The sequence below is a fragment of the Deltaproteobacteria bacterium genome (assembly GCA_016219225.1).
GTDB lineage: Bacteria > Desulfobacterota > RBG-13-43-22 > RBG-13-43-22 > RBG-13-43-22 > RBG-13-43-22.
In genome coordinates this window covers 1-13,986 of the sequence record JACRBX010000238.1, presented here as the reverse complement: position 1 = coordinate 13,986, position 13,986 = coordinate 1, and the positions used below count along the sequence as shown (strand labels likewise).

14 protein-coding genes are annotated in these 13,986 nt (G+C 48.8%); 10 read left to right on the top strand and 4 right to left on the bottom strand.

Annotated elements, in window-relative coordinates; all coding sequences use genetic code 11:
* The 10 genes from HY879_19855 to HY879_19810 all read left to right on the top strand — a co-directional run.
* On the top strand, positions 1 to 540 hold a 540-nt coding region (locus HY879_19855; protein MBI5605592.1), incomplete at its 5' end, for a 4Fe-4S dicluster domain-containing protein.
* A 232-nt stretch (positions 541 to 772) separates the two neighbouring features.
* Complete coding sequence (locus tag HY879_19850; protein MBI5605591.1) at positions 773 to 1,615, top strand: FAD/NAD(P)-binding protein; 843 nt, start codon at positions 773 to 775, stop codon at positions 1,613 to 1,615.
* Positions 1,616 to 1,685: 70 nt separating this feature from the next.
* On the top strand, positions 1,686 to 2,993 hold the full coding sequence (locus tag HY879_19845) for a (Fe-S)-binding protein (protein MBI5605590.1): 1,308 nt from the start codon (positions 1,686 to 1,688) through the stop codon (positions 2,991 to 2,993).
* 231 nt (positions 2,994 to 3,224) lie between these two features.
* Positions 3,225 to 4,817 (top strand): SurA N-terminal domain-containing protein, encoded by a 1,593-nt coding sequence (locus tag HY879_19840; protein MBI5605589.1) that lies wholly within the window; start codon positions 3,225 to 3,227, stop codon positions 4,815 to 4,817.
* A 203-nt stretch (positions 4,818 to 5,020) separates the two neighbouring features.
* Positions 5,021 to 6,478, top strand: coding sequence for a flippase (locus HY879_19835; protein ID MBI5605588.1), 1,458 nt, complete (start codon positions 5,021 to 5,023; stop codon positions 6,476 to 6,478).
* A complete protein-coding gene (locus tag HY879_19830; protein ID MBI5605587.1) occupies positions 6,475 to 7,617 on the top strand; it encodes a glycosyltransferase family 4 protein in 1,143 nt (380 codons plus the stop codon). The genes HY879_19835 and HY879_19830 overlap by 4 nt, the downstream gene beginning before the upstream one ends.
* Positions 7,580 to 8,683 (top strand): glycosyltransferase family 4 protein, encoded by a 1,104-nt coding sequence (locus HY879_19825; protein MBI5605586.1) that lies wholly within the window; start codon positions 7,580 to 7,582, stop codon positions 8,681 to 8,683. The genes HY879_19830 and HY879_19825 overlap by 38 nt, the downstream gene beginning before the upstream one ends.
* 192 nt (positions 8,684 to 8,875) lie before the next feature.
* On the top strand, positions 8,876 to 9,982 hold the full coding sequence (locus tag HY879_19820; GenBank protein ID MBI5605585.1) for a glycosyltransferase: 1,107 nt from the start codon (positions 8,876 to 8,878) through the stop codon (positions 9,980 to 9,982).
* Positions 9,979 to 10,956 carry a GDP-mannose 4,6-dehydratase gene (locus HY879_19815; GenBank protein ID MBI5605584.1) on the top strand — a complete coding sequence of 326 codons (978 nt, stop codon included), beginning with the start codon at positions 9,979 to 9,981 and terminating at the stop codon, positions 10,954 to 10,956. Before HY879_19820 ends, HY879_19815 begins: the two co-directional genes overlap by 4 nt.
* Before the next feature lie 59 nt (positions 10,957 to 11,015).
* The gene (locus HY879_19810) at positions 11,016 to 11,204 is read left to right on the top strand and encodes a glutaredoxin family protein (GenBank protein ID MBI5605583.1); all 189 of its coding nucleotides are present in this window, start codon (positions 11,016 to 11,018) and stop codon (positions 11,202 to 11,204) included.
* Positions 11,205 to 11,471: 267 nt separating this feature from the next.
* On the opposite strand, the gene HY879_19805 is transcribed toward HY879_19810, so the two are convergent.
* The 4 genes from HY879_19805 to HY879_19790 all read right to left on the bottom strand — a co-directional run.
* Positions 11,472 to 11,834 (bottom strand): HigA family addiction module antidote protein, encoded by a 363-nt coding sequence (locus tag HY879_19805; GenBank protein MBI5605582.1) that lies wholly within the window; start codon positions 11,832 to 11,834, stop codon positions 11,472 to 11,474.
* Positions 11,800 to 12,093 (bottom strand): type II toxin-antitoxin system RelE/ParE family toxin, encoded by a 294-nt coding sequence (locus HY879_19800; GenBank protein MBI5605581.1) that lies wholly within the window; start codon positions 12,091 to 12,093, stop codon positions 11,800 to 11,802. Before HY879_19800 ends, HY879_19805 begins: the two co-directional genes overlap by 35 nt.
* Positions 12,094 to 12,225: 132 nt before the next feature.
* Entirely contained in the window at positions 12,226 to 13,338 is a 1,113-nt protein-coding gene (locus HY879_19795) for a type I restriction enzyme HsdR N-terminal domain-containing protein (protein MBI5605580.1), read from the bottom strand.
* A 239-nt stretch (positions 13,339 to 13,577) separates the two neighbouring features.
* A partial coding sequence (locus tag HY879_19790; protein ID MBI5605579.1) for a hypothetical protein occupies positions 13,578 to 13,986 on the bottom strand: 409 nt, incomplete at its 5' end.

Below are 13,986 nucleotides of genomic sequence, written 5' to 3'. Positions count from 1 at the left end.
AGTTATCGTCTTCAGGCCTGTAATGAAAAGGGGGAGGCAATGTTAAAGGCCTCTCCGGGGAAAGCCGTTTCCGAGGAAGACCGGAAACAGGCGGCCGGGATCAAAGAACAGGCCGAGGGGTCCATGCCGGCGCCGGTACCGACCGAACGGTTGAAGGATCAACCGCTTTTGGCATTATTTAATGCCCCCTTTTGGGATGAGGTCCAGTTTTCCTGTATCAATTGCGGGACCTGTACCTATTTGTGTCCGACCTGCTGGTGTTTTGACATTCAGGATGAGGTTCAGGGGACCGAAGGCGTTCGGTTGCGCAACTGGGATTCCTGCATGTATCCTTTGTTTACCCTTCATGGCTCAGGGCATAATCCCAGAGGGGAGAAGGTCCAACGGGTACGGCAACGTTTTATGCATAAATTGAAATATTATGTCGATAAATATGGAGACGGCGTGGCCTGCGTGGGTTGCGGGCGGTGTGTGCAATTTTGTCCGGTCAATATCGATATCCGTCGCGTCTGTCAACTGATGAACGACTATCAAGCATAACCCAATCTATAGGAAAGGATTGGTTGCAGGTTTCGGGTTGCGCGTTATTAGAGGAAAGATCACCATTTCGCAACTCGTACTCGCAACTTGTAACTTGATAGTATAGGAAATTCCTTTTTGGACGCAGATAAACGCAGATAGCCAGGATTTGTATATAAAGATAGTTATCTGCGGGTATCGGCGAAAATCTGCGTCCTAATTTATAACTCGTAACTCGTAGGGGGGTGTTTTCGTGGGAAATCCGTATTTACCCTATCCGGTCCGTATAGACCGGATTATTACCGAAACCGAAGATCGTAATATAAAAACCTTTAAATTTGTTTTTCTCGACCCCGGGGATGAGCAAAAATTCAGTTATCACCCCGGGCAGTTTGCCGAGCTCTCCATCGCCGGCAAGGGGGAAATACCCATCGGCATCGCCTCCTCGCCGACCGAAAAAGGGTTCCTGCTCTTTTCGGTCAACAAGGTGGGACTGGTGACTACTTTTTTGCATAATATGAAAGAAGGGGAGACCATGGGGGTCCGGGGCCCCATGGGAAACTGGTATCCCCTGGATCAAATGGAAGGGAAAAATATCGTCATCGTGGCCGGTGGCTTTGCCTTCACGACTTTGCGTTCGACCATCGTCTATTTACTCGACCCGGATAACCGGAAACGGTTTAAGGACATTACGGTTATCTATGGGGCCCGGACCCCGGGTATGCTGCTCTATAAAGAGGAGTTGGCGGCCTGGGAGGCCCGGGATGATATCCATATGCATATTACCGTGGATGGGACCGACGACCCGGATTGGAAATACAATGTCGGCTTTGTACCGGCCATCACGGAAAAGAAGGCTCCCAGCGCCCAGGACGCCTTCGCCCTGGTTTGCGGACCGCCGATCATGATCAAATTCACCCAGCCGGTTCTGGAAAAGCTCGGTTTTCCGTCCGAACGGATTATCATGAGTCTGGAAAACCGGATGAAATGCGGCATCGGGATGTGCGGCCGGTGCAGCGTCGGTCCGGAATTCGTCTGCAAGGACGGACCGGTCTTCACCCTGGCCAAGTTGAACACCCTGCCGAAAGAATATTAAATTTATCTTGCCAGGAGCAGTAAAAAAAGAATAGAATATAAAGATATATCATTAAGAAGGAGCGCTTGTTATGCCCGAACCGTTAAAAGTTAACAAAAAGAATCGGAAATTGGCCGTGGATGCCAAGATGGCCGACGTCTGTTTTACCTGCGGCACCTGTGCCGGCGGTTGCCCGGTGACCGGGGTAGACGGCTACGACCCTCGGAAAGCCATCCGGATGGCCGCCTTGGGTCTGGATGACGAATTAATCGCTTCCCGTTGGCCCTGGATCTGTACCCTTTGCGGTCGCTGTGAAAACCAGTGTCCCATGGGGGTTAACCTGATGAAGACCTTTCGCAAGGCCCGGGGGTTGAGAGACCGCGATAAAGTACCCGGACCTATTCATAAAGGGACGATGATGAACCTCCAGCGGGGGAATAACCTGGGGATCCCCAGGGATGATTTCCTGGGCCTGTTGGGTGACTTGGGACAGGAACTGGCCAATGACGACTGCCCCGGGTTTTATGTGCCGGTCGACAAAAAAGGGGCCAATATCATCACCACCATTAATTCCAAGGAACCCTTCGGGGAACCGGATGACATGAAATTCTGGTGGAAGATCTTTTATGCCACCAAGGAGGACTGGACGGTTTCTTCCGTCAACTGGGAAGGGGTCAATTGGGGCCTTTTTTCAGGAGACGACCCCTCCTGGAAAGAACAGGTGGGCCGAGTACTGGAGAATGCCAGGAGGCTGGAATGTAAAACCCTCCTCTTACCGGAGTGAGGCCACGCCTATTATGCGACCAGGCTTGGTCTGCAAAATTGGTTTCCGGAAGCTTTTAAGGAATTTAAGGTGATTAATGTTTTTGAACTGATGATTGAATACATCCAGGCTGGGCGGGTAACCATCGACAAATCGAAACACCCGCAACTGACTACGGCCCATGATCCTTGTAATTACACCCGGAAAAGTCAGATGACCTTCGGCAAGACTTATGGTCCGGAAATCCGCTGGATTACGCAACAGTTGGTAGACAATTATGTCGATATGTACCCGACGGACATGAACAACTATTGCTGCGGGGCCGGCGGCGGGGCCTGGGCCATGCCCTATGATAAGGAACGGATCTACTACGGCCGAATAAAGGCCAAACAGATCCAGGAAACCGGGGCCGAATTGGTAGTGGCCCCTTGCCATAACTGCCGGGATCAGATCATGAAGGGTCTGACCAAGGAATTCCAGTTGGGGATCGAAACCATGTACCTCTGGGAACTCTTTGCGGAGTCGATCGTCATCGAGCCCTGGAGCGACGAGGAGATTGAAAAGGCCACGGTCTTACGGGATGCCCAGTTTGAGCGGGACGGAGTGGTCCTTGAGGAGATGGAGGAAGAGGAATAATCCCTTTTCAACGGGAATAAAAAAGGGTCTTCCTTTTCCGGGTAAGACCCTTTTTTTATTTGGAGAAACGCAAAAACTAAAAAATTTTTTGGGGCTATGGGCTATGGGCAATAGGCGAGGGGAACGGTAAAGCGAATTTATGGTTTTCCCTTCGCCCATGCTTAAAATCTCTTGTTCCTTGCACCTTGTAACTTGTAACTTGAAACTTTATTTTCGAGAGAGGCTAAAATTATGCTGAGCATCATGCGGAAACACGCCCAATCTTGGATCATCAAACTGGCCCTATTTTCGGTGGCCATTGTGTTTGTCTTTTGGGGGGTAGGCAGTTTTCGTTCCGATAGGGCTTCACGGGTAGCCGAGGTGAACGGAGAACCTATTTCCGTCACTGAATATCAGCAGACCTTTCGACAGACCATGGATAAGATCCGTTCTTCCGTCGGCCAACAATTCGATGAAAAGGCCTTGAATACCCCGGAGTTCAAAGGAAAAATAGTGGATAGCTTGATAGAAAAAAGGCTTATCCTGGAAATGGGGAAAAAAATGGGGTTTTCCGTTACTCCGGAGGAACTATCCCGGTCCATCCAACAGATGCCGTTTTTCCAGGAGAATGGAAAATTCAGCCTTTACAAGTACAGAAAAATTCTGCAGATGAACCGCATGACGCCGGAAGTGTTTGAAGCCGAACAGACTACGAATCTGCTTCAGGAACGGGTCAAAGGATTCTTGAATGATTTTATCAAGGTCGACCCTGAAGAGGTCCGTAATTTTTACTCCTATCTGAATGATGAAGTAAATTGCCATTTTTTGCTTTTTAAAAAAGAGGACTATAAGAAACAGATAACCCTTACCTCGGAACAATTGAATGCGTTTTTCAGCAAAAACCAATCCCGTTACCGGACCCCGGTTCAGGTTCGGGTGGCTTATCTGGATATGAATCCCAAAGATTTTGAAGCGAATGTGGTGATCCATGAAAAAGAGGTTCAAGAATATTATCAGCAAAATCAGCAGAAGTTTATCGATTCGAAAACCAATAAACCCTTTCCTGTTGACCAGGTTCTGGATAAAATTCGGAGTGTGTTGAAGGAAGAGAAGACCCGTGAACTGGCCTTCCGAAAGGCTGAAGAAGTATACGATCAGGTCCTCTCCAAGGGTAATCTGAAGGCCTTCGGACAAGGCGCCAAGGTCTTGATCAAAGAAACCGAATGGCTGACCTCCGGTCAGATTGGATCCGGGATCGGAGCCGTTAAGGAATTTAATCAAAAGGCTTTTTCCCTCAAAAAGGGAGAATTGACCCCTGTCCTGGACCTCGGCCCCCAATGGGGCTTTGCCATCCTTCAAGTTACAGATCGAAGGGAATCCCAACCCATGACCCTGGCCCAGGCCGAATCCAGGGTTAAAGAGGATTTGACGGAAGAAAAGGCCTCTCAGATGGCTTTATCCGAGGCCGAAGCGGCTTTAAAGAGCCTTCGACCAGGGAAAGATTTGCAACAATGGGCCAAAGAAAAAAATAAAAAGTGGGAAGAAACCGGATTTTTCTCCCGGGTAAAAAATCGGCCACCCTGGGCAGACACCCCGGAAATCCAGGAAGTTCTGTTTTCCATAGGGCCTTCAAACCCGGTTCCAGGAAAACCCTTCAAGTTGGGGTCCGATTACGGTATCGTCGCCTTTAAAGAATCCCGTCGGGCCTCCCTGGAAGATCTCAAAAAAGACCAGGAGCGGTTTTCGCAAGCCCTCCAGCAACAGAAGCAGTATGATATGTTCGGACAATGGAGCCGCACCTTAAGGGAAAATGCCCAGGTGACCATCAACCGGGATCTGATCTAAGTTCAGGATATAGGAATTTCTTTTTTGGACGCAGATGAACTCGGATCGGCAGAGGGCCGATCGTGCAGATTGTCAGGATATTGAATATAAAGAGCTAATCAAAGATATTTGAAATAATCTGCGGGTATCGGCGAAAATCAGCGTCCTAATTTAAATTTTACTTCAGTTTTCCGTTCTTCCCCTTGACGGACAGCTTATCGATTATGCAGATACTCCAAAGAGCCCGGAAGAACATTGTCCTTAAATTTATTGCTGAAGCCCTGATTCGTTCCCTGGCTTTTCTTTTTATTATTGTTGCCGCCCGGTATTTGGGGGACCGGGACTTCGGGCATTATTCCCTGGCCTATTTTTTTGCCGGACTGTTGACCATTTTTACCGATTTCGGCTTGAATACGGTTCTGATCCGGGATATTTCCCGGGACCATCGCCTCCTTAACCGCTATGCCGGGAACGTCCTTTCTATAAAAATCGTCATTTCCCTGGCCTTGTTGCTCCTGGGTCCCGGGTTCCTCTTTCTCGTCGGTTACCCTCACGACCTCTTTCTCATGGTTTTTTTGAGTATGATTTATTTGCTGGGCAATCACTTGTTGGACTTCCTGATCGCCCTGACGAATGGTCTGGAAAAAATGGAATATGAGCTTCTGATTAAAAGCCTGTATAAGATCCTGGTGGTGGCCATTCCCCTTGTTTTTCTCTGGCAGGGATACGGGTTATGGGGTTTTTTACTCGCACTGGTCGGCAGTTACGGGGTCAGTTGTCTATTGTCCGGAGCGATAGTCTGGAAAAAAATGACTCCCCTGGTATTGCACTGGGAGATGGGTTTATGGAAGCAACTCCTGCGTTCAGCCTGGCCTCTCGGTCTTTCCGGCCTTTTCATGACCGTTTACGTTAAAGTCGATATGGTCATGCTCTCTTTTTTCGGGGTTTCTCCGGCTGAAATCGGGTGGTATTCGATTCCCGTCAAGGTTGTAGAGATGTTCTCTCTGTTCCCCATGTTGATTATGGCCGGTCTTTTTCCCATTTTTTCGGTATTGACTTCGGAAGATCGGCAGGCCTTTGAAAGGAATTATCAACGGACCCTGCATTATCTGACCATGGTCTCTATCCCTTTGGTTCTGGCCACTTTTGTTTTGTCCGATTCCTGGTTGGTTTTTTTCTTCGGCCCCACCTTTGCCAAATCGGTCCCCTCTTTGAAAATCTTAATCTGGGTCTTGCCTTTTATCTTTCTTAATTATGTTTTTATTAATACCTTAATCGCCTTAAACCAGGAAAAGATGATTACCTGGGGGAGTGGAATAGCGGTTCTTTTTAATGTGGGTCTCAACACCATCATATTGCCCCGATACGGTTACCTGGGAGCCAGTTGGACAACGGTCGTCACCGAAGTCTTTCTCTCGGTTTGTTTTTTTGGGGTCCTCCAACGTTCTTTTTTCCATCTTCCCCTTTTAGGACCGGGCCTGAGATTAGGGATCAGCGGCGGTTTGATGGCTGTTCCCCTTTGGGGGTTGAAGGGTTGGCCCCCGGGCTTGGTTTGGCCCCTGGCCGTAGCCGGGTATGGAACGGGTCTTGTTTTTTTCCGCCTCTTAACCTGGGAAGACTGGGCGTTGTTGAAAAGAATACTGGGGCATTCCCAGACTTCGATGGAGGATCTTGAGCGATGAAAGTGGCCATCGATGTCAGAACCGTTCTGCCAAACCGTTCCGGGGTCGGCAATTATGTCCTGCACCTGATACAGAATTTAAGAAAGGTTGATCCTGATTCGATTTATTTCTTTCTGTCCCTGAAAAAAAATATGTCTTTTCTGGGACCATTGGCCCCGGAACAAAATCCTCTGGTAACGGTCTTTTCGCACGAAAATCATCCCCTGGGAGATTTCTGGGAGCATTTCATCTTACCCATCCGCCTGATGAAAAAAGGGATCGATGTTTTTCACGGCCCGGCCTCTTTGATTCCTTTTCGGAGGGATCATTATCAGGTTGTGGTCACCATTCACGATCTGGTTGCCTTCCTCTTCCCGGAAACCATCCCTTTGAAATACGGGGCTTATATGCGCTATCTGCTGCGACAGGCCGTGAAGCGGGCCAATAAGATTATTTCCGTTTCTCATCACACCCGGCAGGACTTAATCGAAATTTTAAAAGTACCTTCGGAAAAAATTGTCGTCATTCATGAGGCCCCTTCCCCGATCTTTCGTCCTTATGATCGCAACAAGGTTCGAACCCTTTTAAAAGAACGGTATGGGATCAAAAAAAAATATATCTATCATCTGGGTAACATAGAACCCCGAAAGAATTTGATTGTTCTTCTGCAGGCCTTTACCCGGGTCTGTCAAGAACTGGGCACTGAATACCAGTTGGTGGTGAGCGGTCAAAAAGGGTGGCTGATCCGCTCCTTGAGTCATTTTTTAAAAAATTATCCCATGCGGGATCAGGTTCTCTTTACCGGTTACGTCCCGATGGAAGACCTGCCCTTTCTTATGAATGGAGCGGAGATTTTTGTTTTTCCGTCTCTTTATGAGGGATTTGGGTTGCCGGTCCTGGAGGCCATGAGCTGTGGAACCCCGGTAATTTCTTCCAATCGCTCTTCCATCCCGGAAATTGTCGGGTCGGCCGGTGTCCTGATCGACCCGACCGATGTCCAGGAATTGGCGCACCGGATAATTTATCTGTTGAGAAATGGGGAAGAAAGAAGGTGGTTGAGTCTATTGGGCAAAGATCAGGCCGCCCGATTTTCCTGGGAAGAGGTGGCCCGAAAAACCTTGAATGTTTATCGATCGGTTAAATATGAGAATCCTTTTTGATGCCAGAGTCCTGGGAGAACAGATGCATGGAATCGCCCGCTATTGCCTGAACCTGCTTCAGCAACTCCTGGCAGAAGAGAGGGGCCATGAATACCTGGTCTTGATCAGCCAGGCGCGGGTCAAAGAGTGGTTCAAACCTTCCGCGAAGGTTTGCTGGATTATTAACACCACTCCTATGTACAGCCTTCAGGAACAGTTCTTATTGCCTTATCAGATCCGGAAAGAGGACTTTGATTGTTTCCATTCACCGACCTATACCATCCCCCTGAGCTTATCGGCCAAGGGGATCATGACCATCCATGATTTGATTCACTTACTGTTCCCCAAAGATTACGGCCTTCACCATCGTCTTTTTTATTCCCTTTTGGTCCGCCCGGCAATCAAGCGCTGCCCGAAGGTTTTTACCGTTTCGGAACATTCCAAGAAAGATGTTATGCTTCTCCTGAAGGGAAATGAAGAGCAGATTGTGGTCACCCCAAACGGCTTGGATCCCCATTGGGCACCCCGATCGGTAGAGACCGGCTTTGTGGACCGCTACGGATTGAATAAAGGTTATGTGCTTTATGTCGGCAACCCAAGACCCCATAAGAATTTCCCAAGGGTCCTCTTTGCTTTTGAGAAACTGATTCAAGAGGATCGCTATCCCGGAAGACTGGTGGCCATTGGCATTGCCCCTTCTTCGCTTTCCAATGGATTACAGGACCGGGTTATTTTTTTGCCCCAATCCAACGACCGGGAATTGGCTCTGTTTTATTCCGGAGCCGACCTTTTGGCAGCCCCCTCTCTTTATGAAGGATTCGGCTTACCGGTCCTGGAGGCCATGGCTTGCGGCTGTCCGGTGCTGATCGGGAATCAGGGGGCCTTGCCGGAAATTGCCGGGGAGGCCGGTATTCAAGTGGACCCTTATGATGTGCAATCCATAGGGGCAGGGATCCGGCAGGTAATTGCCGATAAAGATTTAAGCCGGAAAATGAAAGAGCAAGGATTAAAACGGGCCGCCGGTTATACCTGGCAGAAAACGGCCCGGAAGGTATTGGACACTTACCGGGAGTTGGAACAAAAATAGAATATTCGTATCGCGTATCGCGTATCGCGTATCGCGTGAATCGTGAATCGTATTTCGTAACTTGAAACTTGCACCTTGAAACTATTTTTTCATACCAAGGCACCTGAAGCATAAATGACGACTGAAATTCAAAAAAATCCTAAAAAGTTGCAAACCCTCCGTGTGGCCCTGGTTCACGACTGGCTGACCGGCATGCGGGGTGGGGAAAAATGCCTGGAAGTTTTTTGCGATATTTTTCCGCAGGCGGATATTTATACGCTTCTTCATATAAAAGGGTCGGTCTCTCCTTCTATCGAAAGGCATCGGATTCGAACTTCATGGATACAACATCTCCCCTGGGTGGATCGAAAATATCGTAATTATCTTCCTTTGTTCCCCAGGGCTATCCAATCTTTGGCTATAAAAGGCTATGACCTGGTCCTTTCCAGCAGCCATTGCGTAGCCAAAGGGGTTCGGGTTCCTTCCCAAACCGTACACATCGCCTATATCCATACCCCCATGCGCTATGTCTGGGATATGTATCCGGTCTATTTCGGAAAGAACTCGACCGCCGGTCGGCCGGCAAAAATTTTGATGCCGGCTGTACGCCCTTTTTTACAAAGATGGGATAAGCATTCCAATGACCGTGTGCACTATTTCCTGGCCAATTCCGATCATGTCCGCCGGCGCATCCTGAACTATTATGGTCGTCAGTCCGAGGTGATTCCCCCTCCGGTTGACGGCCTATTCTTTGATATTTCTCCGAAACCCCAGGATTATTATCTTATCGTTTCAGCCCTGGCCCCTTATAAGCGGATAGACCTGGCCATCCGGGCCTTTAACCGGCTCAACAAGCCCCTGGTCATTGTCGGGACCGGTCCCTTAAAAACCCAACTTCAGGGTATGGCTGGAAAGAATATTACCTGGCTGGGATGGCAAGAGGCAAAGGATCTTAGAAAATTATACGGGCAATGCCGGGCCTTGATTTTTCCGGGCGAAGAGGACGCCGGCATAACACCCTTGGAGGCCCAGGCCTCGGGCCGGCCGGTGGTGGCCTTCGGCCGGGGAGGGGCCTTAGAAACGGTGGTTTCTTTTGAGGAATATCTGGAAGGGCGGAGGGATTTTTTCAGCGGGATTTTCTTTCCGGAGCAAACCGAGAAGGCTCTCGGGGAGGCCGTCGAAAGGCTGGAGAAACAAGCCCATCTTTTGAATCCGGATAAAATCAGGACCCATGCCCTTCGGTTTGACCGGGAGATTTTTAAAGAACGCATTATCCAAAGCATTATTGAAAAAATAAAATTAGAAAGAAATGGATCATGAAACGAGCTTTGATTACCGGAATAACCGGTCAGGATGGAAGCTATTTAACCGAACTTTTACTTTCCAAAGGATATGAGGTCCATGGCATCGTCCGCCGGATGGCCCTGGAAGATCCTCTGCACCGCCTCTGGCGGCTCCGTCATGTCCTGGAAAAGATTACCCTCCATGCCGCTTCCATGGAAAGCTACCCCAGTCTGTTTAACGTGATCGAGGCCATTGAGCCGGATGAGTGTTATCATCTGGCGGCCCAGAGTTTTGTCAGTTATTCCTTTGAGGATGAATTTTCGACCATTAATACCAACATCAACGGCACGCATTATTTACTGTCATCCATAAAACGAAAGGCCCCCCATTGCCGGTTCTATTTTGCCGCTTCCAGCGAAACCTTCGGAAAGGTCCGGGAGACGCCCCAGGACGAAAATACCCCTTTCCACCCCCGTTCTCCCTACGGCATTTCCAAGGTGGCCGGGTTTGAACTGACCCGGAATTACCGGGAGGCCTATAACCTCCACGCTTCCTGCGGTATTTTATTTAATCATGAGTCCCCCCGCCGGGGTCACGAATTTGTCACCCGGAAAATAACTTCCCATGCCGCTTTAATCAAGTTAGGGAAGGAGAAGCGGATCAAATTGGGAAATATCAAAGCCAAGCGGGATTGGGGACATGCCCGGGATTATGTCCGCGCCATGTGGTTGATGCTGCAACAGGAGAAACCGGATGATTATGTCATTGCCACCGGGAAATGCCACACCGTAGAAAATTTCCTGGAAAGGTCCTTTTCCCTGTTGGGACTGGATTATCTACAGTATCTGGATATCGATCCGACCCTTTACCGCCCCTCGGAAGTCATGACCCTCATGGGGAATTATTCCAAGGCCCAGGAGATCCTCGGGTGGCAGCCGACAATTACTTTTGAGGAATTGGTCCGGGAAATGGTGGAAAAGGATTTGGATTTATATACCAAGGGGCCGTAACGTAATAGAAGGTTATGGAAGAAATTCTGATTTATTCTCTACCGGCCTGACCGGAGTGTCTGACTGCGAAAGAGTTCTTTCGCCAAAAGGGTATTCCCTTTCAGGAATTCGATCTCTCCCAGGACCAGCCGGCCGTCACCCGAATGCTTAGACTGACCAGGCAGAAACGGGTGCCGGTCATCCAGAAAGGCGAGAAGTATGTGGTCGGGTTTAAGCCCGAGGAACTTGAAGAGTTAATGGCTTCCTGATCAATTTTTTTTAACTGGGGTCGGGCCACGACAACTTCTTCATCGGTGGGGGAACCTGCATCGTTAAATGTAAAGCCTATTTAACTCGGGGTATGCCAGATCTGGTCGGGAATAAAATGTCTCTTTGCTCTTGCCATTTGGTTTTGAATAACGTCTTTTTTGCCACCCCAAAACGCGATATAGGCCCTGTTTAGGGAGCAAAATTAACCATTCTATTCATTATATCAGGTTGTTCGCGTGGCTCGACCCAGTCGCGCGCCGTCATGGTTATGCAAAGGAATGTTGATCTCTGGGAATTGGTTTCAGGCGATTAATTTGATTTGCTTCAGGACTGTTCATTGCATGCCAAAGATCCCAATCCTGTTGCAAGCCCAGCCAAAAGTCCGCGGACATACCCAAAACACGGGAAAGTCGCAATGCCGTATCCGGAGTTACCGAACGTTTGCCTTTAATAATTTCGTTCAGGCGTGGGTAAGATACGCCCAGACGACGAGAAAGTTCTGCTTGTGTAAGGTCAAGCGGCTTGACGAATTCCTCGAAAAGCATCTCCCCTGGATGTGTCGGGGGACGATTTCGAGGCAGCCGCCTCCCAACATCAGTGGTAATCTGTGATTTCGATCTCGTAGGCATGGCCTTCCTCCCATGTAAAACAAATTCTATATTGTTGATTAATGCGGATACTGTATTGATTCTGCCGGTCGCCTTTCAAGCGTTCCAATCGATTTCCAGGAGGCACTTTAAGTTCATTGATCTCCCGAACTCTGTTGATTTGATCCAATTTCCGACGAGCAACAGGCCAAATAGATTGAGGGCAACATCTTCGAGCTGCTTGCGATGCCACACCATCAAAAATATCCTCTGTGCCAGCAGACTTAAAGGTTCTTATCATGTGTCATATTATAATGAATTCCATTATAGATGTCAAGCTATTTGCACCGTATGCATAACGATGGCGTCAGCCGCCGAGGTACGAGGTCGGCTGCACGCATTCATTAGTTATGTGGTCCTTCGGTTTGGTCAATCATGACAGCAGTTTCTTGAATATGTCGGCGTCGTGATCCGACAAACCAAACTTACCGACGAGTCGATCCAGCATTTTGCCTGAGTGAAACCAGGATATGAATGTGTCCACATCCCCAGCAAAACCTCGTGCGCACTTATCGGAAATGGTCTGGTAGTCCTGAACTTCTGGGAATAGTCTCAATGTCTGATGTGTTGCTGATGGAAAAACAAGCCCGTGCTTCATAAAGAAAAGAACGCCGTAGATGTGTCTCAATCTGATCTGCAAATGGCTATCAAATGATATGCCTGCAATGCTGGACTCACTTGTGGCCGCATTGACTGGAGTGAGATGCTGAACTGGTTGTGTTTTGTTTTGGAGTTGACTGCCGATTATCCTTCTCTTTGGCAATCTTTCCTTCTGTGCCGGTCGGTTAACCTCTATCCCCTTTAATTCTTTCTTGGATATTCCAATCGTGACCTGCTGGAGCGCTTCAGAAAACGTCTCATCGTCAATATCGGGGAATTCATTCCTCAGGTAGCCAATGACTTTTTGCGCGGTTTCATATGACGTCAGTTGCTCGATCAGCAGCGTCACTTCCCTGGCCTTATTAAAATGGCGGAGTTTGTTAGTCAAGTATTCAGCGTGTCTGTTTTCCAGTAGACTGGATTTGTTGAAGGTCTCTACAAAGGACGCCCCAGTGTCTGATGGGTTTTCGAAATCAATTTTCTCCAATAGTATCGGGTCGGAGTGGGGGTTTAGCGACCCATCATAATACACTCTCAAGTCCGTCCCAATCAGAAATCCAAAATCCGACTTCATCTGTCTCATATAAGACCGCAACTGTCCTATTACGTAGTCCCGCGTGATGTTCTCAAGAGGTCTTTTGACTTCTACGACAATCAAGCATTTGTTGCCATTCCTACGGACAATCAGATCTGGCCGAAGGGTTCCCTCTCGGCCCAGCTGCACTATTGGCTGTCTCTCGATCTCATTTTTGAATTCTCTCCAGCCGAGCACCTCGATAGCCCTCACTACTTGGCTTTCAAACTCCTTTTCAGGAATGTCTTGACGAACATTGCCCGATAGGAGGAAGCAGATTTCGGCCCACTTCTCAGAATGCTCGGTCGTCATTGCCTTCTCCATCTTTCACATAACTACAGCTTCAGCGGCCGTGCGCCAAGGGACTACAGGATAAAATCAAAACGCTTCCCGCCCGGTCCGCTGAAAGCATTCGTCTGAAAGTATTCGTTATGCAGGCTCTACTTCGCCGCTCCGTTGCTTCCCAAAGAGGTACTTCAGGATGTCATCTTTGTGGTGTTCCCAAGCCAGGGGGGTAGCATACACCTCCACCGGAAACCAAGCTGGATGCGTCACAATAACCCCGTCATACACTGCTGCGATGAACCTAATTGGCCTGCGGACGCTATGGGGACGTTGTTCATTTCATTCAGTTTGAGTAGCTGCTCCATCGCTTTAATTGCCATAGCCACCCCGGTTGTCCCAACCCCAACCTGGCGGGCGATCTCAGCCATAGGGAGCCCCAGTTCTCGGTATAGATAAAAACAGACCCTTCTTCGAAGTTCCGACACAGCCTTTCGGCGGCTCCCAGATTTTAGCTCAATTTCATTAACTCCGGCGTCTCGACATTTTTCTTTAATGATCCTCGACAACGACCCGGCTTTCTTTCGGGCTCTAATTTGCCGGACCAGTTTTTGGTCCGCTTCTTCCAGGATAGCTTGGACGAAATCTCCGTCCCCTAAGATCCGCTCATCATAAGCT

Bases quoted from the DNA above. Each gene is read 5' to 3' on its own strand.
- HY879_19800 (MBI5605581.1), bottom strand. From the start codon at position 12,093: ATGATAAGAACCTTTAAGTCTGCTGGCACAGAGGATATTTTTGATGGT.
- HY879_19820 (MBI5605585.1), top strand. From the start codon at position 8,876: ATGCGGGGTGGGGAAAAATGCCTGGAAGTTTTTTGCGATATTTTTCCG.
- HY879_19835 (MBI5605588.1), top strand. From the start codon at position 5,021: ATGCAGATACTCCAAAGAGCCCGGAAGAACATTGTCCTTAAATTTATT.
- HY879_19795 (MBI5605580.1), bottom strand. From the start codon at position 13,338: ATGACGACCGAGCATTCTGAGAAGTGGGCCGAAATCTGCTTCCTCCTA.
- HY879_19830 (MBI5605587.1), top strand. From the start codon at position 6,475: ATGAAAGTGGCCATCGATGTCAGAACCGTTCTGCCAAACCGTTCCGGG.
- HY879_19840 (MBI5605589.1), top strand. From the start codon at position 3,225: ATGCTGAGCATCATGCGGAAACACGCCCAATCTTGGATCATCAAACTG.
- HY879_19825 (MBI5605586.1), top strand. From the start codon at position 7,580: ATGTTTATCGATCGGTTAAATATGAGAATCCTTTTTGATGCCAGAGTC.
- HY879_19815 (MBI5605584.1), top strand. From the start codon at position 9,979: ATGAAACGAGCTTTGATTACCGGAATAACCGGTCAGGATGGAAGCTAT.
- HY879_19805 (MBI5605582.1), bottom strand. From the start codon at position 11,834: ATGCCTACGAGATCGAAATCACAGATTACCACTGATGTTGGGAGGCGG.